The organism is Pseudomonas putida, from assembly GCF_002906855.1.
In the GTDB taxonomy this organism is placed as follows: domain Bacteria; phylum Pseudomonadota; class Gammaproteobacteria; order Pseudomonadales; family Pseudomonadaceae; genus Aquipseudomonas; species Aquipseudomonas putida_N.
Genome location: NZ_MINI01000038.1, coordinates 398,327 through 417,063, shown reverse-complemented (window position 1 = coordinate 417,063; position 18,737 = coordinate 398,327). Strand labels below are relative to the sequence as shown.

General features: G+C 63.5%; 19 protein-coding genes and 1 tRNA gene. 8 read left to right on the top strand and 12 right to left on the bottom strand.

Annotated features, from left to right (window positions below; genetic code table 11):
• Positions 1–28: 28 nt before the first annotated feature.
• Positions 29–1,066, bottom strand: coding sequence for an ABC transporter substrate-binding protein (locus BGP85_RS14430; protein WP_103448559.1), 1,038 nt, complete (start codon positions 1,064–1,066; stop codon positions 29–31).
• A 295-nt stretch (positions 1,067–1,361) separates the two neighbouring features.
• Here BGP85_RS14430 and BGP85_RS14425 point away from each other — a divergent pair, with 295 nt between their 5' ends.
• Positions 1,362–2,966 carry an ABC transporter permease gene (locus BGP85_RS14425; RefSeq protein WP_258035892.1) on the top strand — a complete coding sequence of 535 codons (1,605 nt, stop codon included), beginning with the start codon at positions 1,362–1,364 and terminating at the stop codon, positions 2,964–2,966.
• Positions 2,963–3,823 carry an ABC transporter ATP-binding protein gene (locus tag BGP85_RS14420; RefSeq protein WP_103448557.1) on the top strand — a complete coding sequence of 287 codons (861 nt, stop codon included), beginning with the start codon at positions 2,963–2,965 and terminating at the stop codon, positions 3,821–3,823. Before BGP85_RS14425 ends, BGP85_RS14420 begins: the two co-directional genes overlap by 4 nt.
• Before the next feature lie 38 nt (positions 3,824–3,861).
• Here the strand turns inward: BGP85_RS14420 and BGP85_RS14415 are convergent, their stop codons facing one another.
• Genes BGP85_RS14415 through BGP85_RS14395 form a run of 5 tightly spaced genes read right to left on the bottom strand, consistent with a single transcriptional unit; the run spans position 3,862 to position 7,891 of the window.
• A complete protein-coding gene (locus BGP85_RS14415; protein WP_103448556.1) occupies positions 3,862–4,137 on the bottom strand; it encodes a DUF971 domain-containing protein in 276 nt (91 codons plus the stop codon).
• The gene (locus tag BGP85_RS14410; protein ID WP_103448555.1) at positions 4,137–5,102 is read right to left on the bottom strand and encodes a HEAT repeat domain-containing protein; all 966 of its coding nucleotides are present in this window, start codon (positions 5,100–5,102) and stop codon (positions 4,137–4,139) included. The genes BGP85_RS14415 and BGP85_RS14410 overlap by 1 nt, the downstream gene beginning before the upstream one ends.
• A gap of 34 nt (positions 5,103–5,136) precedes the next feature.
• Positions 5,137–5,382, bottom strand: coding sequence for a 4Fe-4S dicluster domain-containing protein (locus tag BGP85_RS14405; RefSeq protein WP_008096634.1), 246 nt, complete (start codon positions 5,380–5,382; stop codon positions 5,137–5,139).
• A gap of 38 nt (positions 5,383–5,420) precedes the next feature.
• Positions 5,421–7,145: a fumarate reductase/succinate dehydrogenase flavoprotein subunit gene (locus BGP85_RS14400; protein ID WP_103448554.1), complete on the bottom strand. Its 1,725-nt coding sequence runs from the start codon at positions 7,143–7,145 to the stop codon at positions 5,421–5,423.
• The gene (locus tag BGP85_RS14395) at positions 7,142–7,891 is read right to left on the bottom strand and encodes a GntR family transcriptional regulator (protein WP_103448553.1); all 750 of its coding nucleotides are present in this window, start codon (positions 7,889–7,891) and stop codon (positions 7,142–7,144) included. Before BGP85_RS14395 ends, BGP85_RS14400 begins: the two co-directional genes overlap by 4 nt.
• Before the next feature lie 198 nt (positions 7,892–8,089).
• Between BGP85_RS14395 and BGP85_RS14390 the strand changes: the two genes are divergently transcribed.
• The 3 genes from BGP85_RS14390 (at position 8,090) to BGP85_RS14380 (ending at position 10,663) form a co-directional block, all read left to right on the top strand.
• Positions 8,090–8,166: transfer RNA gene (locus tag BGP85_RS14390), tRNA-Arg, on the top strand.
• 158 nt (positions 8,167–8,324) lie between these two features.
• Positions 8,325–10,055 carry a dipeptidase gene (locus BGP85_RS14385; protein WP_103448552.1) on the top strand — a complete coding sequence of 577 codons (1,731 nt, stop codon included), beginning with the start codon at positions 8,325–8,327 and terminating at the stop codon, positions 10,053–10,055.
• A 170-nt stretch (positions 10,056–10,225) separates the two neighbouring features.
• Positions 10,226–10,663, top strand: coding sequence for a CBS domain-containing protein (locus tag BGP85_RS14380; RefSeq protein ID WP_103448551.1), 438 nt, complete (start codon positions 10,226–10,228; stop codon positions 10,661–10,663).
• A gap of 7 nt (positions 10,664–10,670) precedes the next feature.
• Here BGP85_RS14380 and BGP85_RS14375 read toward each other — a convergent pair whose 3' ends face one another.
• The 3 genes from BGP85_RS14375 to BGP85_RS14365 all read right to left on the bottom strand — a co-directional run bounded on the left by BGP85_RS14375 (position 10,671) and on the right by BGP85_RS14365 (position 12,140).
• Entirely contained in the window at positions 10,671–11,309 is a 639-nt protein-coding gene (locus BGP85_RS14375; protein WP_103448550.1) for an NADH:ubiquinone oxidoreductase subunit N, read from the bottom strand.
• A gap of 68 nt (positions 11,310–11,377) precedes the next feature.
• On the bottom strand, positions 11,378–11,620 hold the full coding sequence (locus BGP85_RS14370; protein ID WP_103448549.1) for a DUF2789 domain-containing protein: 243 nt from the start codon (positions 11,618–11,620) through the stop codon (positions 11,378–11,380).
• A 61-nt stretch (positions 11,621–11,681) separates the two neighbouring features.
• Complete coding sequence (locus BGP85_RS14365) at positions 11,682–12,140, bottom strand: aminoacyl-tRNA deacylase (RefSeq protein ID WP_027916942.1); 459 nt, start codon at positions 12,138–12,140, stop codon at positions 11,682–11,684.
• A 98-nt stretch (positions 12,141–12,238) separates the two neighbouring features.
• On the opposite strand from BGP85_RS14365, the gene BGP85_RS14360 reads away from it, so the two are divergent.
• Both BGP85_RS14360 and BGP85_RS14355 read left to right on the top strand, forming a co-directional pair.
• Entirely contained in the window at positions 12,239–13,588 is a 1,350-nt protein-coding gene (locus BGP85_RS14360; RefSeq protein WP_103448548.1) for an NfeD family protein, read from the top strand.
• A 2-nt stretch (positions 13,589–13,590) separates the two neighbouring features.
• The gene (locus BGP85_RS14355) at positions 13,591–14,343 is read left to right on the top strand and encodes a slipin family protein (protein WP_060507606.1); all 753 of its coding nucleotides are present in this window, start codon (positions 13,591–13,593) and stop codon (positions 14,341–14,343) included.
• A gap of 30 nt (positions 14,344–14,373) precedes the next feature.
• Here the strand turns inward: BGP85_RS14355 and BGP85_RS14350 are convergent, their stop codons facing one another.
• Positions 14,374–15,006 (bottom strand): LysE family transporter, encoded by a 633-nt coding sequence (locus BGP85_RS14350; RefSeq protein WP_103448547.1) that lies wholly within the window; start codon positions 15,004–15,006, stop codon positions 14,374–14,376.
• Positions 15,007–15,132: 126 nt separating this feature from the next.
• Positions 15,133–17,043, bottom strand: a complete 1,911-nt coding sequence (locus BGP85_RS14345; protein ID WP_103448546.1) for an ATP-binding cassette domain-containing protein — start codon at positions 17,041–17,043, stop codon at positions 15,133–15,135.
• Between the two features lie 50 nt (positions 17,044–17,093).
• Between BGP85_RS14345 and BGP85_RS14340 the strand changes: the two genes are divergently transcribed.
• Positions 17,094–17,576 carry a TIGR02444 family protein gene (locus BGP85_RS14340; protein WP_103448545.1) on the top strand — a complete coding sequence of 161 codons (483 nt, stop codon included), beginning with the start codon at positions 17,094–17,096 and terminating at the stop codon, positions 17,574–17,576.
• Here BGP85_RS14340 and BGP85_RS14335 read toward each other — a convergent pair.
• A complete protein-coding gene (locus BGP85_RS14335) occupies positions 17,552–18,571 on the bottom strand; it encodes an AlgP family protein (RefSeq protein ID WP_103448544.1) in 1,020 nt (339 codons plus the stop codon). The genes BGP85_RS14340 and BGP85_RS14335 overlap by 25 nt on opposite strands.
• Positions 18,572–18,737 lie beyond the last annotated feature (166 nt).

Here is an 18,737-nt window from a genome sequence, read left to right as displayed (position 1 = left end):
GTCCTTGCGGTCATGGTCGGGTTTGGGTTCAGCGGGCGGCCTGCACGGCCTGTTGGTGTTGCAGTGCGGCATCGAGGAATCGCGGTTCGATCCACTCGGAAACCTGAAAGCCACGGCGGATCAGGCGCTCACGGGCGGCCAGGTCGACGCCCTGCTGCAGCTGGGCAACGAAATCGGCGTCCAGCCGTGGGTCGAAGTAATGGGCGAGGTCTTCCTTGGCCAGGTCATCGCTGAGGATGCTGCGAGGCCAATTGGCGTTGCTCGCCACCAGGTCGACATAGGCCTCGCGGTTATGCTCGTCGCGCAGCCAACTGGCGGCTTGCTCCTGGGCGTTGACCAGGCGCTGCACCAGCTCGGGGTATTTGCGGATGAAATCGCCGGTGCCAAGCAAAACCGCCTGGGTGCTGCCGGCGCCGGCCAGGTCACGGGAATTGACAGGCAGCTCGACCAGCCCGCGTTCACGCAGCGACAGCAGGCTGGAGAGGCCCCAGGTGGCGTCGATCTGTTTGGCGGCCAACGCGGCGTTGGCGGCGTTGAAGTCGAGGTTGATCACTTTCAGGTCACGCTCGGTCAGCCCCTGGCTGGCCAGGGCACTGGCGAACGACAGCTGGTTGGCGGTGCCGCGGAACACCGCTACGCGCTTGCCCTTGAGGTCGTGCAGGGTCTTGATGCCGGAACCCGGCACCACCCCCAGGTAGCTCTTCACTCCACGCACCCCTGCCGTCAGCACACGGGTATCGAGGCCGTTGGCCTTGCCGACGATCGCCGCCAGGTCGCCCAGGTAGGCGAAGTCTGCCTGGCCATTGGCCAAGGCTTCGTTGACCACAGGACCTGCGCCCTTGAAGAAATGCCAGTCGATGCGTATGCCGTCTTTGGCGAATTCCTTCTCCAGCAGTTGCTGGTCACGCAGTACATCGACCACGCCGCCAGCACTGTGCTTGCTGCCGGCGCTCAGGTCGGGCACGGCGATGCGGATGCTTTCCGGCTTGGCCGGCTCGGCTGCGTGGGCGCTCAGGGTGAAGGCCAGACCCAGGGTGGTGATCAGGTGGCGCAGAGGGGTTTTCATGGCAAGGCTCCTTGGCAGGCTGCCACCGGCGATGGCCGGCGCTGGCCAGAAGCTAGGCAGGTCTGGTTAGAACCTACAAAGACCAAAACTTCATTTTTTAGTAACTGAAAGACATAAATGAGCATTCATGCGGGGCGCGGGACTGCTTGCGCGAAACGCATCGAAAATATGAGGAAAACGCAATGACGAGAGGGTTCCGCATGCAGGGACTCCATGCTCTTATCTCTTGAAAGCCGCTTCTGTGAACTTTTAATTCCATAAGCGAATAACATTGGAACGCTTCGAGAGATGGCCGATGAATGGAGTTCTGAGCAGGAATCGAGGGGGGCCGCAACGCGACCCATTCGCGGCGCAAGGCCGCTCTCACAGAGAGCGCGCCCTTTCTGGAGAGCGGGTACTACCTTGGTTACTGCCAGTCTTCATTGCGCTGCTGTGGGTCGTGGCGAGCCGGCAGCACTGGATGAGCGAGCAGATCCTGCCGCCACCCTCGCTGGTGTGGCAAAGCGCGCTGGAGTTTGGCTCCGGCGAGCTTTGGGGGCACTTGTGGATAAGTTTGCAGCGGCTGTTCTGGGGGCTGTTGGCGGGTGTCAGCAGTGGCTTGCTGTTCGGCGCCTGGCTGGGCACTTCACGCCATGCACGGACCTTGGTGCTGCCGACCTTCGTGGCCCTGGCGCAGATCCCTACCCTGGCCTGGATTCCGCTGTTCATGCTGTTCTTCGGTATCGGCGAACTGCTCAAGCTGGTGGTGCTGGTGAAGGCCGTGGTGGTGCCGGTCACCCTGCACACCCTGGTCGGCGTGCGCGATGCCCAGCCCAAGCTGCGCGAAGCCGCCGCCGCGCTGCGCCTGCCACGTCACCTACTGTTGCTGCGTCTGCTGCTGCCGGCCGCTCTGCCCGCTTTCCTCACCGGCGTGCGCCTGGCCCTGGCTACGGGCTGGACCTCGTTGCTGGCCGTCGAATTGCTGGCCTCCAGTGAAGGCATCGGCTACCTGATGGTCTGGGGCCGCCAGTTGTTCATGCTCGACCTGGTGCTGTTGTGCATCCTGGTGATCGGCCTTGTCGGTGGGTTGCTGGAGCGTGGTTTCTCAACTCTGGAAAAGCGCCTGCTGTACTGGCCGCAACCGGCCACCGGCGAACAACAGCGCGGGCCCATTCCACGGGGCTGGCAAAGCCTGCTGCTCCCGGCGGCACTGGTTGCGCTGTGGCAGGCCAGCAACAGCTTCGGCTGGATCGACCCGAACATCCTCACGTCCCCACTGGACGTTTTGCGCACCCTGTTCAGCGGCCTGGCCGATGGCTCGCTGCCTGAAGCCATGCTGCTGAGCCTGCAGCGCACCCTGACCGGCCTGTTCCTGGGTGGCGGCGCCGGCTTGCTGAGCGGGCTGCTGCTGGGGCTTTCGCATAACGCCGAACGACTCTTCGGGCCAAGCCTTTCGGCCCTGCGGCAAGTGGCGCTGTTTGCCTGGGTACCTTTGCTCACGGCCTGGTTCGGCCTCGGCGAAGGGGCCAAGAATGTGTTCGTCGGCCTGGCGGCGTTCTTTCCACTGCTGATCGCCACCCAACGCGGCATCGCCGGCCTCTCACCGCAGCTGGGCGAAGCGGCGCGCACACTGCGCCTGAACCTGTGGCAACAACTGCGCCTGCTGGTGCTGCCCGGCGCTGCACCGGCGATATTCGCCGGCCTGCGTCTGTCATTGATCTACGCCTGGCTGGGCACTATCGGTGCCGAGTACTTCATGCCCTCGGACGGCGGCATCGCCAGCCTGATGATCGGCGCCCAGCAACTGTTCCGCATGGACCAGGTCATGGCCGCAATGGTCCTGATCGGCCTGGTCGGCGCCCTGCTCGGCGCCCTCGGCCAACGCCTCGAATCGCGCGCCACGCGCTGGAGAACCGCATGAATGCCTTCAATGCTTCACACCTGCTCGCGGCCAATCAGGCCGACACCACACCGCCGCTGGTCAGCTTCGAAGGCGTCGGCAAAGTCTTCAGTGTCGATGGCCAGCCCCTGGAGGCCATCCGCAACTTCAACCTGGCCATCAACGAAGGCGAGTTCATCGCCATCGTTGGCGCCTCGGGTTGCGGCAAGTCGACCCTGCTGCGCCTGCTGGTCGGGCTGGACACCGACTACAGCGGCAGCATCCGCGTAGACGGCCAGGCGGTCCGCGGCATCGGCGGCGAGCGTGGCATCGTGTTCCAGGAGCATCGCCTGTTCCCCTGGCTGACGGTTGAGCAGAACATCGCCCTGGGCCTGGTCAACGAGCACCTTACCCAGGGTGAGCGCGCCCGCCGAGTGCACGAGTTCGTGCAACTGGTCGGCCTGGTCGGTTTCGAATCGGCCTACCCACACCAGCTTTCCGGCGGCATGGCCCAGCGCGTGGCCATCGCCCGAGGCCTGGTGGCCAGCCCGCGTATCCTGTTGCTCGACGAGCCGTTCGGCGCGCTCGATGCCCTGACCCGCCAGCAGCTGCAGGACGAACTGCTGGCCATCCGTGAACGCGCCGGCATCACCACCTTGCTGGTAACCCACGATGCTGAGGAAGCCACGTACCTCGCCGACCGGGTGGTGGTGCTGGAGCCGCGTCCCGGGCGGATCAAATCGGTGGTGGAAATCGACCTGCCCCACCCGCGCCTGCGTACCGGTGTAGCCCTGCACGCTTTGCGCGAGCGGGTTCTGCACCAGATCACCGGTGACGGCGGCTACCTTCCGCCGCCCCGCCGTGTAGAAGGCCTGAGGCCTGAGTTGATCGCGCTATAGCCTCTGGCGGCAACTAGATTGCGCCGGCAATGCCAGGGTCAGCCAAGTTCACGAAGGTATTGCCAGGGATATATGCCACGTTCATGCCCATCGCTGAACACCAACTGCACTCCATAGCCCTGCGCCACAATTCGCTCGATGCGTATGTCGGCCCTGACCATCGGGACCCGTCCCTGCAAGCCTGCCGCCCGGCATTGCGAACAGGGGCAGGCGCCGCGAAGCCGGGCATGGCTGATGACTGCTTCGGTATCGACCCACTGCAAAGTCAGCAATCCATTCTCGCGCTGATTGCGTATTGCGCTAGGGCTATCCATCAAGCGGCTCCGCGAAGCTGAGCCAAGGCAATGCGCACAGCCTTGCGCACTTCCGGATCGCTGTCCGCTTCAGCGACCTGCAACGCCGGCAAGGCGCGGGCCAGGCCCAGTTCACCGAGCGCCAGCGCAGCTTCCTTGCGCAAGTTGGCGATGCCATGACCAAGCAGATCGGCCAGGGCATCCAGCGCTTCGGCGTGGCGCAGGCGACCCAGCGAGCGGGCTGCGCGCAGGCGCACTTGCCAGAATCCATCGCCCAATGCCTCCACCAGTGCCGGCCCCGCCTGAACATGGCCAACCTTGCCCAACGTCGTCGCGGCTTCTTCACGTACCTGCCAGGCGGGATCGCGCAAGGCGCCAATCAGTGCTGGCAAAACGGCGAGGTCACGCGCCATCCCCAAGGCACCCATGGCGGCGCGACGTACCTCGGTGTCGGCCTCGTGCTCGGCCAGCTTCGCCAAAGCAGGCAGCGCGGGGTGGTGCTTGAGCCAACCCAGAATACCCACGGCTTCACGCCGCACCGCTGCGTCCTGATCCTCCAGCGCCCGCAGCGCAGGCCGGGCGGCGTCCTCCAGGCGCAGCTCACGCAGGGCACGCAAGGCACTGGCACGGACGAAGGCATCGGCATGGCTCGTCCATGGCAAGATCAGCTGGCCGGCTTCCGGGCTCTTCAACTCGCTGAGGCTCTGCGCGGCAGCCAGGCGTACCGAGTCTGCACCATCCGCCAGGGCGGCGCACAAGGCCTGTACCACTTCTGGTTCCTCCCAAGCTTCCAGCAGGCGCGCGGCCTCGGCGCGCACTTCGTCGGCTCCATCGACCAACAGCGCGTCGGTCAGCCATGGCAAGGCATCAGGGTCTTCCAGATCAGCCAGTTCGATCAAGGCAATGCGCCGCACGCCTGCATCATCGGCTTCGAGCCGTGGCAGCAGTTCGAGAATCTCGGGGTTGTCGGTGCTTCGTTCAGTCATGACGCGATCCTTAGCGGCGGATGACGGGGATGAATCAGCGCAGCAGGTACGGGATGTCGACCTTGACGGCGCCGGTGGGGCAGTCTTTCTCGCAGGGCATGCAGTACCAGCACTCGTCAAAGGCCATGTAAGCCTTTTGCGTGGCCGGGTTGATCGCCAGCAGGTCCATGGGGCAGACCTCGACGCAGACGGTGCAGCCTTTTTCGGCGATGCACTTGTCTTCGTCGATGGTCACCGGGGCGCTGCTGCGAAAGAATATTTCCTGGGGCTGGTAGGCCATTTCACGGGGTCCTTGGGGCCTTCGGCCCTCTGTTTCATTCAGGCAGCGTCGGCTTTCACCCGCAGCCGGTCATAGGCAGTCTGCTCTTCGGCATCCAGAGCGATCAGGTAGGGCTCGACCGCCTTCTTGAAGCTGGTCATCTCACCGTTTTCGCCCTTTTTCAGATGGCAGTGGCAGAACCATTCGCCATCGTTGCGCTCGGGGAAGTCCACCCGGCGGTGATAAAGACCCCAGCGGCTTTCCTCGCGGAACAACGATGCCCGCGCCGCCATCTCGGCACAGTCGCGAATCACCGAAACCTCCATTGCACGCATCAGTTCGTGAGGGTTACTGGCCTTCATCTGCGCAAGGTCACGCTCGATCTCGGCAAAGCGAGCCAGACCGATTTCCATCTTCTTGGTCACCTTGGGCGGTTGCAGGTAGTCGTTGACCATGCGTCGCAATTTGTATTCCACCTGTGCCGGCGGCAGGCCATGCTCACGTTGCAGCGGGGCGAACACCCGCGCGCGCTCGCGCTCGACCTGCACGGCATCAACCTCGGCAAGTTCGCGCCCGGCCACGTACCGCGCGGCGTTGACACCGGCAAACCAACCGTAGGTGAACGCGCCGAGCATGTAGTTGTGCGGCACCGCAGCCATGTCACCGGCGGCATACAAGCCCTTGACGCTGGTCTCGGCCTTCTCGTTGACCCACACCCCCGAGGCCGAATGCCCCGAGCAGAAGCCGATTTCCGAGATATGCATCTCGACCATGTGCTGGCGGTAGTCGGTGCCACGCCCGGCATGGAACTGGCCACGGCTGGGGCGCTCGTTGCTGTGCAGGATCTCTTCGATGTTCTGGATGGTTTCCTCGGCCAGGTGGTCGAGCTTGAGGAACACCGGGCCGTTGCCACCTTCGAGCTCCTGGTGGAACTCCCACATCATCTGCCCGCTCCAGTAGTCGCACTCGATGAAGCGCTCACCCTTGCTGTTGGCGGTGTAGCCGCCCAGCGGGCCGGTGACGTAGGCGCAGGCCGGGCCGTTGTAGTCCTTGATCAGCGGGTTGATCTGGAAGCACTCGAGGTTGGCCAGTTCAGCGCCGGCATGGTAGGCCATGGCATAGCCATCGCCGGCATTGGTCGGGTTCTCGTAGGTGCCCATCAGGTAACCCGACGACGGCAGGCCCAAGCGCCCGGCGGCGCCGCAGGCGAGGATCACCGCCTTGGCCCGCACCACGCGAAACTCGCCGCTACGGCAGTCGAAGCCCAATACACCGGCAGCGGCACCTTCGCCATCGAGCAGCACGCGGGTGCAGACCATGCGATTGCTGATCTCGACCCGGGCGCGCTTGAGCTGGCGGTACAGCACCTTCTTGATGTCGTGGCCTTCGGGCATGGGCAGCACGTAGGCGCCCATGTGGTGGACCTTCTTCACCGCGTAGTCGCCGGTTTCATCCTTTTCGAACTTCACCCCCCAGCGGTCGAGCTGCTCGATGGTTTCGAAACTGTGGGTGGCATAGGCATGCACGGCGGCCTGGTTGACGATGCCGTCGTTGGCCACAGTGATTTCCTTGGTGTACTGCTCGGGCGTGGCATGGCCGGGGATGATGGCGTTGTTCAGGCCGTCCATGCCCATGCTGATGGCACCGCTGCGCTTGACGTTAGCCTTGTCCAGCAGCAGCACGCGCAGGTGCTTGTCGTGCTCCTTGGCCTTGATCGCCGCCATCGGCCCGGCGGTGCCTCCACCGATGACGATGATGTCGTAGTCCTGGGTCTCGATGCTCATGCCTTGCCCCCCTTCTGGCGGTCGATGCGCAGGCGGTACTGGAAGGCATCGCCACGGTAGTACAGGTGTTCGAAGTCCAGCGGCGTGCCGTCGGCAGCGTGGGTCAGGCGTTCGATGCGCATGATCGGCGCTCCTTCTTCCACCTCCAGCGCCTGGGTCAGGTCGCTGTCGGCCAGCACTGCGTCAATGGCCAGGTCAGCGTGCCCCAGGGCGATGCCGCAGTCGTTTTCCAGCAGCAGGAAGATGTCGCGGGTGACCAGGTCGGCCTTTTCCAGCTTTTCGCCAACGGCCCTGGGCAGCCACGTCAGCTCCAGCGACACCGGCTCGCGGTTGATCAGCCGTACCCGGCGGATCTCGGTAACCAGGCTGCCCTCCTCGACCTGCAGCCGCGCGGCGACCAGCGCATTGGCCGGCACATGGCGGAAGCTGCGCAGGCGGTTGATCACTTCGTAGCCCATCTGCGTCAGCGACTCGCCCAGGCCCTGCAGGGTGCTGACGTTCTGGAACGCCTTGGGTTTGGCGACGAAGGTGCCTTTGCCGTGGATCTTGAAGATCAGCCCTTCTTTCTGCAGATCACCCAGCGCCTGGCGCACGGTGATGCGGCTGACCTCGAAAGCCTTGCCCAGTTCGCTTTCCGAGGGCATGCGGCTGTGTGGTGGGTAAGTACCGTCGAGGATGCGCTCGCGCAGCAATTCCTTGAGCTGGGTGTAGAGCGGTACCGGGGACAAGGGGAGCAGTTCGGCCATGGGATCTCTTCGCTGATCGATGACTTGTTATAACAAGTTGTGACCAGAGCATAGAGGGCATAAGCACTCCTAAGGAAATACTGATATCGCATATGGATAGATGGATTTTCGCTCGCCTGAGCCGGCCACAGTGGAAAAACAGCCATAGATCAAGGCGATGGACGCCGCCGAATCAGATGGGTATCATGCGTGCGCGTTGCACTCGTAGCTCAGCTGGATAGAGTACTGCCCTCCGAAGGCAGGGGTCGTGGGTTCGAATCCCGCCGAGTGCGCCATATCAGAAAGCCCTGGGATAACTCCCGGGGCTTTTTCATTTGTGCGACATGTCGCGTTCCTGGCACTCCCGTGCCATGGGTCATTGATGTTAGCGTGGGTCCCCCTCCCGTTTGCGACGGGCACCCCATCACAATGATTCGCCAAGGAATGCGCGCTCATGCACCTGAAAAAGCTCACCGCCACTGCCCTGCTGCTGGCCAGCATCGGCCTGTTCACCCAACCGGCCCAGGCCAACCTGACACAGCAACAGTCTGCCGCCATCGTCAAAGCCTTTGACGGCAGCAACCCGGCCGACTTCAAGCAGTTCCTCGGCAAACTCAAAGGTAGCGACCTGGCCAAGGCCGACAACCTTGCTGCCACCCTCGACGCCTACCTGGCCGGCAAGCCGCTCGCCGCCGAGCAGCAGAACGAGATCAACCGCCTGCTCGGCCTGTACACCCGCATCAAGTACGCCAAGGCCGCCACGGAAAACCTGCGTGAACTGGTGGCCATCCCTACCTTCAGTGTCGACGGTGTTCCTCAACACGAGAACCCCGAGTTCCTGAAGATCGCCGACAAAATCAAGGCCCTGGCCGAAAGCTTCGGCCTGGCCTTCCGCAACGTCGACAACCGCGTCTACGAGATTACGCTGGGCGAAGGCAAGGAAGTGGTCGGCATCCACGCCCACGCTGACGTGGTGCCGGTCAACCCGGACAACTGGAAGCTGGCCGACGGCACCCGCCTCGACCCGTTCAAGGTCACCCTGGTCGGCGACCGCATGTACGGCCGTGGCACCGAGGACGACAAGAACGGCATCATCGTCGCGCTGTATGCGTTGAAAGTGGCCAAGGACGAAAACCTGCCCCTGGCCCGCCAGTTCAAGCTGCTGATCGATACCACCGAAGAAACCAGCGGCGACGCCATCGCCTACTACTTTGAGCGCAACCCTACCCCCGACTACAACCTGGCGCTCGATGGCGGCTACCCGGTGGTGATTGCCGAAAAAGGCTACGGCACGGTGATGGCCAGCTTCAGCAAACGCCCGGCCACGGGCAAGGGCGCGGAAATCGTCAACCTGACCGGCGGCCTGGCGACCAACCAGATTCCGACCACGTCGGTAGCGACGCTGGTGGCAGACAACCCGCAGGATCTGGCCAAGCGTCTGGAGAAAGCCGGCGCCGACTACGTGAAACGCAATGGCAATGACTTCAGCATCGACGCCAAGGTCGACGGCAAGAACGTGCTGCTCACCGTGACCGGCGTTTCGGCCCACTCCTCGGAACCAGAGTCCGGCGTCAACCCGGTGGCCCGCATGCTCGACTTCCTAAATGGCCTGGGCCCGCAGGTGCCGCTCAAGCACAACCACTTCACCGATGCCGCCCGATACGCCGCCGACAACTGGGGCCTGGACTACCTGGGCAAAAAGCTCGGCATCGGCTTTGAAGATGCGTTCATGGGCCCACTGACCACCTCGCTGACCTTCGTCGGCGTGGATGCCAAGGGCCTGAAGCTGGCCGTGAACCTGCGCATTCCCAAAGGCAAGCCACTGGCCACGCTCAAGGACCAGCTGGCCGACAAACTGGGCAAATGGACTCGCCAGAGCCACACCTCGGTGGCCTTCGACTACAGCCTCGACGAGCCGATGTTCCGCAACCCCGAAGGCGAATGGGTCAAGGCGCTGCTCGATGTGGCCAGCGAGAACCTGGGCATGAAACACGAGTTCGGCACCTCGGCCGGCGCCACCTCGGTGCATGACCTGCCCAACGGCGTGCAGTTCGGCCTGGCCATGCCGGATGTGAAGTACACCGGGCACAACGACAACGAGTTCAAGACCGTGGAACAGTTCATGCTCGACCTGCAGGTGGTGAGCGAAATGGTGGCGCGGATCGGGCAGATGCCGAAGCTCTGAGATAGCTGTACCGGCCTCTTCGCGGCTAAATCCGCGAAGAGGCCGGTACAGGAAACACCCATGACGTTTTTCAATCGACTCCATGCCGTTTCCTGCATTGCCGTGCAGGCCGGCGTGCCGGATGCTTTATTTACTCCAAGCGCTCGTCTTTTTCACCCGCAGAGGCCCGTATGAAGACCGTCGAACAAATCCTCAAGAGCAAGTCCCAGCACCAGACCGTGTACACCATCGGCCCGGATGACTCGGTGCTCGACGCCCTGAGATTGCTGGCGGAGAAAAACGTCGGTGCCTTGCCGGTCGTCGAGAACGATCAGGTGGTGGGGATCGTCAGTGAACGGGACTATGCGCGCAAGCTGGTGCTCAAGGGCCGCTCCTCGGCCGCCACGCCGGTGCGCGAGATCATGAGTAAGCCAGTAATCACGGTGGAGCCGAAGAACAACCTGGATTACTGCATGCAGCAAATGACCGACCGCCACCTGCGTCACCTGCCCGTCGTCGAGAACGGCAAGCTGCTCGGGCTGCTGTCGATTGGTGACCTGGTGAAGGAAACCATCGCCGAGCAGGCCAGCCTGATCAAGCAACTGGAGCAGTACATCCGCGGCGAATGATGGCGCCTCAGTGGTAGGCGCGCTCCAGTTCGTCCAGCTGATGGTCGAAACTGCGCAGGCGCGCCGACCAGGTGTACACCAGTACCTCCAGGTCACGGTTGAGCACGGCGGTATTGCCATGGCCGTTGCTCGACGGTTCGCACAGATCCAGCTGGTAACGCTCGCGGGCCATGGCCGTGGCCACGCTGGACAGGTCGCGGGCATTGGCCAGCCAGTGATGGTGATGGTCGTGGATTTCCCGGTCGAGCGCCCGGCACTGGCGTTTCAATGCATCCAGACTCTGCTCCAATGGGGTGCCCTTGAGCTCACCCATCACCTCCTCGAAGGTGCGCCCGGAATGCCAGTAGCTGCCCCAGAAATAACGGTCGAACACGGTCTCGACGCGGCGTAGCGCGACCTTGGTGTTCCAGATGGTCAGCAAGGTTCGCCCCTGAATCACTTCGCGCTTGTTCAGACGCAACTGCTGCCAGGCAATCCAGGTCAGCGCCACCAGCACGACCGCGCCCGTGACGGCGGCGGCAGCATAGAGAAACTGTATCGCCTGGTTCATCTGCTGGGTGTGGCGGATGCCGTAGAAGTAACCGGCCGTCAGGGTGCCCAGGATCGTCACGGAGCACCAGAAACCTGGTGCGTAGGGATCTTTCATCGCGCTATCCCCTATTGTTTTTCCTGAGCATAGCAACGGCCGATCACTCGTCAGGTGCCGCTCGGCACTTATTTTTTCTTCGGATGCAGTGCCTCGTTCAACTGGTCGATCATGGGTATCCAGTCAGCATCGGCGGTATAGCTTTCCTTGAGAAATGCGCGCTGCCCTTCGCTCCAGAAGGGCGCATCCACCAGCTTCACACCGTCATCCAACGGCGAGTGCGTGGTGATGAAGCGCTCGATTTCAACAGGGTCGTCAGGCAGCCCCAGTTGCTTGAAGATTTCCGAGAAGTGGTGGTTCGGTTTTTCCATGTTGCCTCCTTAGCACCGGACCGCTCAGCAATGCCTGCGGCCCGGCATGGGTTGGTTATCATCAGCACAGTTCTCGTACTTCGGCTTGCGGTACCAGTTTCAGGTACTGCTCCATGCTCATGTGGATCAGGTGATCGTGGTCACCCGCCTCAAGGTAGACATCGCCCTGGCGGGTAAGACTCGAATCGAGCAGCATCTTTATCTGATAGGCGTCACCCATTGCCGGGATGGCGCCCCTTTCGCAATCGCCGAACAGCATCGGCAAGGCGCTTTCGCGGGTCAGTTGCCAGGCGCCGGACATGCGCACCTTGCTCATGTCCATGTGCCGGTTGGCCGGTAGCACGGCCATGATGTAGTTGCCATGACGGTCGTCGAGCATGACCGACTTGGCCACCCGCTCGGCAGGTACGCCAGCCGTACGCGCCGACTCAAGGCTGGTGGCCGAGTGTGGGTGGGGAATGATGTCGTAATCGCAGTTGGCCTGGTCCAGGCGCTGCTGCAGGGTCTTGGCCATACGCATGATGCACCTCCGGTTTCGCCCCCCAACTTCCAATTTTAGGCCTTGGGCTGGCAGGCATGGCTAAACTTCAAACAGAGAGGTCAACGAGGTGACGACAGGTGTTCACTCGATGTTGCCGCTGCTTGCTGCTGTTGCTGCTGCTTGGCCTTGCCCCGGCCAGCCAGGCAGCGCCCGGCAGTGTCTGGGTGCTAGGCATCGATGACGCCATCGGCCCGGCCAGCGCCGACTATCTGGTGCGCAACCTCGAACAGGCCAAGGCCCAGGGAGCTCAGTTGGTGGTGCTGCGCCTGGACACCCCCGGCGGGCTGGACAGCGCCATGCGCCAGATGATCAAGGCGATTCTCGCAAGCCCGGTGCCAGTGGCCAGCTACGTTGCCCCCAGCGGCGCCCGTGCCGCCAGCGCCGGCACCTACATCCTCTATGCCAGCCACGTCGCCGCCATGGCCCCGGGGACCAACCTCGGCGCCGCCACGCCCGAGCAGATCGGTGGCCCGCCCGGGGTGCCGAAGGATGACAAGGCCAAGCCCAGCGACGATGAACAGACCCTGGCCCGCAAACAGGTCAATGATGCCGCTGCCTATATCCGTGGCCTGGCCCAACTGCGCGGACGCAACGCCGACTGGGCGGAACAGGCGGTGCGCGAGGCCGTCAGCCTGTCAGCCAGCGAGGCGCTGCGCCTGAGGGTGATCGACCAGGTGGCCAACGACCTGCCCGACCTGATGCGCCAGCTCGACGGCAAGACGCTGATTGCCGCTGGCCAGCCGCAACTCCTGCAAACCCGGACTGCCGCCTTGATCGAGCATCTGCCGGACTGGCGCACACGCCTGCTGGCCGTCATCACCAACCCCAGCGTGGCGCTGATCCTGATCATGATCGGGGTCTACGGCCTGCTGTTCGAGTTCATGAACCCCGGCTCGACACTGGGCGGCGTGGTCGGTGGCATTTGCCTGCTGCTGGCGCTGTATGCCCTACAGCTGCTACCGGTGAGCTTCGCCGGCGTGGCGCTGATCCTGCTCGGCATCGCCTTCATGATCGCCGAGGCGTTCCTGCCCAGCTTCGGCGTGGTTGGTTTCGGTGGCATCGTCGCCTTCGTGGTCGGTGCGGTCATCCTGATCGACACCGATGCTCCAGGTTTCGGTATCCCGCTGGCGCTGATCGCCACCCTCGCCGTGCTCTCGGCGCTGCTGATAGGCGGTGTACTGGGCATGGCCATCAAGGCGCGACGACGGGCGCTGGTCAGCGGCGACGCCGGCCTGGTCGGCAGCCTGGTGATGGTCACCCAGGTGAGGACCGACAACCCGTTCTGTGGCTCGGTCCAGGCCCAGGGCGAACAATGGCAAGTCCAGTGCGACACGCCGCTGCAGGCCGGGCAGAACGTCCGGGTCCTGGCACGCCATGGCGTGATGCTGGAAGTGAGCGCCGCCACGCCCGCGGCGCAAGGAGGCTGACGATGTTCATGCAAGTGGGTTTCGGTGCCGTGCTGATCGTGCTGGCCATGCTGTTGCTGTCGGCATTCCGCATCCTGCGCGAGTACGAGCGTGGCGTGGTGTTCCAGTTGGGGCGCTTCTGGCAGGTCAAGGGGCCGGGGCTGATCCTGCTGATTCCGGTCATCCAGCAGATGGTCCGGGTCGACCTGCGTACCGTGGTGCTGGATGTGCCGCCACAGGATGTGATCACCCGCGACAACGTGTCGGTAAAGGTCAATGCGGTGCTGTATTTCCGCGTGCTCGACCCGCAGAAGGCGATCATCCAGGTCGAGGATTTCCTCGTCGCCACCAGCCAGCTGGCGCAGACCACCTTGCGTGCGGTGCTGGGCAAACACGAGTTGGACGAACTGCTGGCCGAGCGCGAGCAGCTGAATCTGGACATCCGCCAGGTACTGGACGCACAGACCGATGCCTGGGGCATCAAAGTCGCCAACGTCGAGATCAAGCACGTCGACCTCAACGAATCGATGGTCCGCGCCATCGCCCGTCAGGCGGAGGCCGAACGGGAACGGCGGGCCAAGGTGATCCATGCCGAGGGCGAGCTGCAGGCGTCGGAAAAGCTGATGCAGGCCGCGCAGATGCTCAGCAAGGAGCCAGGAGCGATGCAGCTGCGCTACATGCAGACGCTGGGGACGATCGCAGGGGACAAGAGCTCGACCATCGTCTTTCCGCTGCCAGTCGATTTGCTCAAGGGATTGGTGGACAAGCAGAAATGACCGAGGCTGCAAGGCAGCCCCGGTATTCGATCAGATCGGCGCCCGGCGCAGCGTGGCGAGGAAGGTCGCCGCGCCGATGAACAATCCGGCAAAGGTACGGTTCAGGCGCTTCTGCTGCTTGGGCGTGCGCAGCAGGCGCAATACCCGCGAAGCCAGCCCGGTGTAACCCGCCATCACCAGCATGTCGACGCAGATCATGGTCACGGTGATCGCGATGTACTGTGGCAGCAGCGGCGCGTGCGGGTTGATGAACTGCGGCAGCACCGCCAGCATGAATACCAGCGCCTTGGGGTTGCTGACGTTGACCAGGAAGCCACGGAACACCAGGCTCAGCGGCCTGCCGATCGGGCGCACGCCCGATTCGTCGGTCATGTCCATGGGCAGGGCACGCCATTGCTTATAGGCCAGGTAGACCAGGTAGCCCACACCGAACCACTTGATGACCTGGAAGGCGGTGGCAGAAGCCGCGAGGATGGCGCCGACGCCGGCGGCAATGATGGCGATCTGCACGATCAGACCCAGTTGCAGGCCCAGGGCATTCCAGTATCCACGCCAGAAACCGTATTGAAGCCCGCTGGACATCGAGGCAATCGCCCCGGCACCCGGCGACAGGCTGATCACCCAGCACGCGGCAAAGAAGCCCAACCACACTTCCATCGACATCACACACCTCGCTCAACCATTGTTGCAAAACGTTAAGCTAAGGCGTTGGCGAAAAAATAACCAGCAAATTCTGCGGGATTACTGTTGCCTGCACCGCGAGGGGGCAGTACAGGCGACATCAATGGATCAGGACAAAGTCTCAAGCTCAGCCTGCATGGTCTCGAGCGTTTCCAGCGCTTCCATCCAGGCTTCCTCAAGCTCACCCTCACGCTGCTTCAACTTGGTCTGCCGAGCCAGCAGATCGCGCAACTCATCCTTGCGCGCCGCCTCGTACACCCCTCCGTCACCCAGTGCAGTCTCGATCTCGGCCAGCTGCGCATGCACCTGGTTGAGTTCGGTCTCCAGCTTGTCGGCCGCCTTCTTGTGCGGTGCCAACTGCTGACGCAAGGCCGCCGCCGCCTGACGCTGGGCCTTCTTGTCGGTCTTGTCCGGATTGACCGGAGCGTTGCTGGCCGGCGCACTGCGCTGGCGGTACTCGACCAGCCAGCGGCTGTAGTCGTCGAGGTCGCCATCGAAGGTCTCGACCTTGCCATCGGCCACCAGCAGGAAGTCGTCAGTGGTGCTCTTGAGCAGGTGACGGTCGTGGGAAACCACCACCACGGCACCGGCAAATTCCTGCAGGGCCATGGTCAGCGCCAGGCGCATTTCCAGGTCGAGGTGGTTGGTCGGTTCGTCGAGCAGCAGCAGGTTAGGCCGCTCCCAGGCGATCAGCGCCAGGGCCAGGCGGGCCTTCTCGCCACCGGAGAAGTTCACCACCGGCTCGTCGACGCGGTCGCCATGGAAGTCGAAGCCGCCGAGGAAGTCGCGCAGGGTCTGCTCGCGTTCGGTCGGCGCAATGCGCTGCAGGTGCAAGAGCGGGCTGGCCTTGTCGTCCAGCGAGTCGAGCTGGTGCTGGGCAAAGTAGCCGACGGCGAGGTTCTCGCCACGCACCAGGCGGCCCGAGAGCGGCTCGAGTTCACCGGCGAGGTTCTTGATCAGGGTCGACTTGCCGGCGCCGTTGGGGCCGAGCAGGCCGATGCGTGCACCCGGGACCAGCTGCAGCTTGACCTTGTCGAGGATCGCCTTGTCGCCATAGCCCAGGCGGCCTTCGGACAGGCTCAGCAGCGGGCTGGAGATTTTCTGCGATTCGCGGAAGACGAAATCGAACGGCGAATCCACATGCGCCGCCGACAGTTCTTCCATGCGCTCCAGGGCCTTGATCCGGCTCTGCGCCTGGCGGGCCTTGGTGGCCTGGGCCTTGAAGCGGGCGATGTACTTTTCCATGTGCGCGCGCTGCGCCTGCTGCTTCTCGTAGGCCTGTTGCTGCTGCGCCAGGCGTTCGGCACGGGTGCGCTCGAAGGCGGTGTAACCACCTTTGTACAGGTTGAGCTTGCGCTGCTCGACGTGCAGCACATGGTCGACCACGGCATCGAGGAAATCGCGGTCGTGGGAGATCAGCAACAGCGTGCCCGGGTAACCCTTGAGCCAGTCTTCCAGCCACAGGATTGCATCGAGGTCGAGGTGGTTGGTCGGCTCGTCGAGCAGCAGCAGGTCGGACGGGCACATCAACGCCTGGGCCAGGTTCAGGCGCATCCGCCAGCCACCGGAGAAGTCACCGACGCGGCGATCCATCTGCTCGTTGGTGAAGCCCAGCCCAGCCAGCAATTTACGGGCGCGGGCATCGGCGGTGTAGCCGTCGGCAACTTCCAGCTCACTGTGCAGGCGCGCCAGGGCGGTGCCGTCGTGGGCCTGTTCGGCCACGGCCAGCTCGGCCTGGACCTTGCGCAGGCGGGCGTCACCGTCGAGCACATAGTCCACGGCCAGGCGGTCGAGGGTATCGACCTCCTGACGCATGTGGGCAATGCGCCAGTCGCCGGGCAGCTGGCAATCACCGGCATCGGGCGACAGTTCGCCGCGCAGCAGGGCGAACAGGCTGGATTTTCCGGCGCCGTTGGCGCCGATCAGGCCGGCCTTGTGACCGGCGTGCAGGGTCATCTCGGCGCCTTCTAGCAAGCGCTGCGGACCACGCTGTAAAGTGAGGTTGGATAGTCTGATCATAGTGGTCGCGGAGTCTACCAGCTTCCTCGGCCCGCAGCGTGAGTGGAATCATGTACACCGACCTGTGGAATCATGCCCTGGCGCTATATGCCCGCCCAGGCGTCGAAACGGCTTGCTTGGACGTTCAGGCGATAGGGGGCGACGTCTGTCTGCTGCTGTGTGCGACCTGGTTGCAGGCGCGCGCGGTCACCTTCAGTGAAGAACGTGCCCAGGCTCTGCGTGCGATTGCCGGGCCGTGGCAACACGATGTGGTTGCGCCGTTACGCAGTCTGCGCCAGCAATGGCGCACGCCCGCGCAGCACGATCCACACCTGGCGGCGTTGCGTGAGCAAGTAAAGGGGCTGGAGTTACAGGCGGAGAAGCAGTTGTTGCAACGACTGGAAGCCTGTGCAAAACAATGGCCCACGGGCTCGCATGAGCCCACGGGCGATTGGCTGGACCGGATGGCACCGGACCAGGCCCGTGGCCACGACGCGCTGGTTGGCTTGCGCGTCGCGGCCGCAGCGCTTCAGGAGACCGAAGACGGCGTCTGAGCTGGGGTGCTGACGGGTGCCGAGGGAGCGGCTGGAGCTGCCGAGTTGGTTGCTGGCGCACTGGCGGCTGGAGTAGCCGGTTTGGCTGCGACAGGTTTTGCTGGAGCCTTCGCTGCAGGTCTCGCTGTTGGCTTGGCGGCTGCAGGTTTGGCTGCAGGTTTGGCTGCAGGTTTGGCCGCAGCTTTGACAGCAGCAGGTTTGGCTGCTGGTTTAGTGGCTGCTGGCTTGGCTGGAACCTTGGCGGCTGCAGGTTTGGCAGCTGGCTTGGCGGCAGCGGTTCTGCCCGGGGCCTTGGCTGCTGCAGGCTTGGCGGCTACTGGCTTGGCAGGAGCCTTGGCAGCGGCAGGTTTAGCGGCTGGCTTGGCGGCGGCAGTTCTGGCCGGTGCTTTGGCTGCTGCAGGCTTGGCGGCCGCTGGTTTGGCTGCAGGCTTGGCAGCAGCAGCTTTCGTGGCTGGCTTGGCGGCAGGTTTGGCAGCGGCGGCGCGGGCTGGGGCCTTGGTTGCAGCCGACTTGGCCGGGGCCTTGGCGGCAGGCTTGGCAGCGCTACGGGCCGGAGCCTTGGCAGCAGCGGGCTTCGCGGTCTTGGCAGCCACTGCACGCTGATCGAGTGCCTTGCCAGCGGCCTCACGGACCTTGCCGACACCTTGAGCCAGTTTCAGGCTTTCCTGGGCATCGCGCTTGAGTTGCTGAATATAAGTACGCGTCTGGGTCTGACGTTCCTTGAGCGAGTCGAGCAGTGCTTCAAGTTCACCAATTACCTTTTGTGCCTTGTTCTGCGCCTTGGCTTTGCCTGCCTTGGCCGAATCCTGCAACTTCAGGCGACCGTTGTGCAGTTTTTCCTGGGCTTTGCCGCGCTGCTTTTCCAACTTGGCCAGCAATTTCTCCGCATCAGCCAGCGCTTGCGAGCAGGCCTCTTCCAAGTGTTCGAGCAGGCTGCCCGAAAGTTGCTGGAGCAGGTGTAACGGCGTACTTACTGGCTTCTTTTTGGCCGACATGGTTTACCTCCTGGCTGACGAGATTGCGGCTCATACTATGCTTCTGCTGCTACCGCCGCTAGGGCATGTTGACAGTATTGATGGCGCCGCGTTGCATGCCTGGGCAAAGTTGTTGTCTTGCAGCTCCGTGCAAGTGTAGTTGCTTAACAAAACGTTGCTGATATTT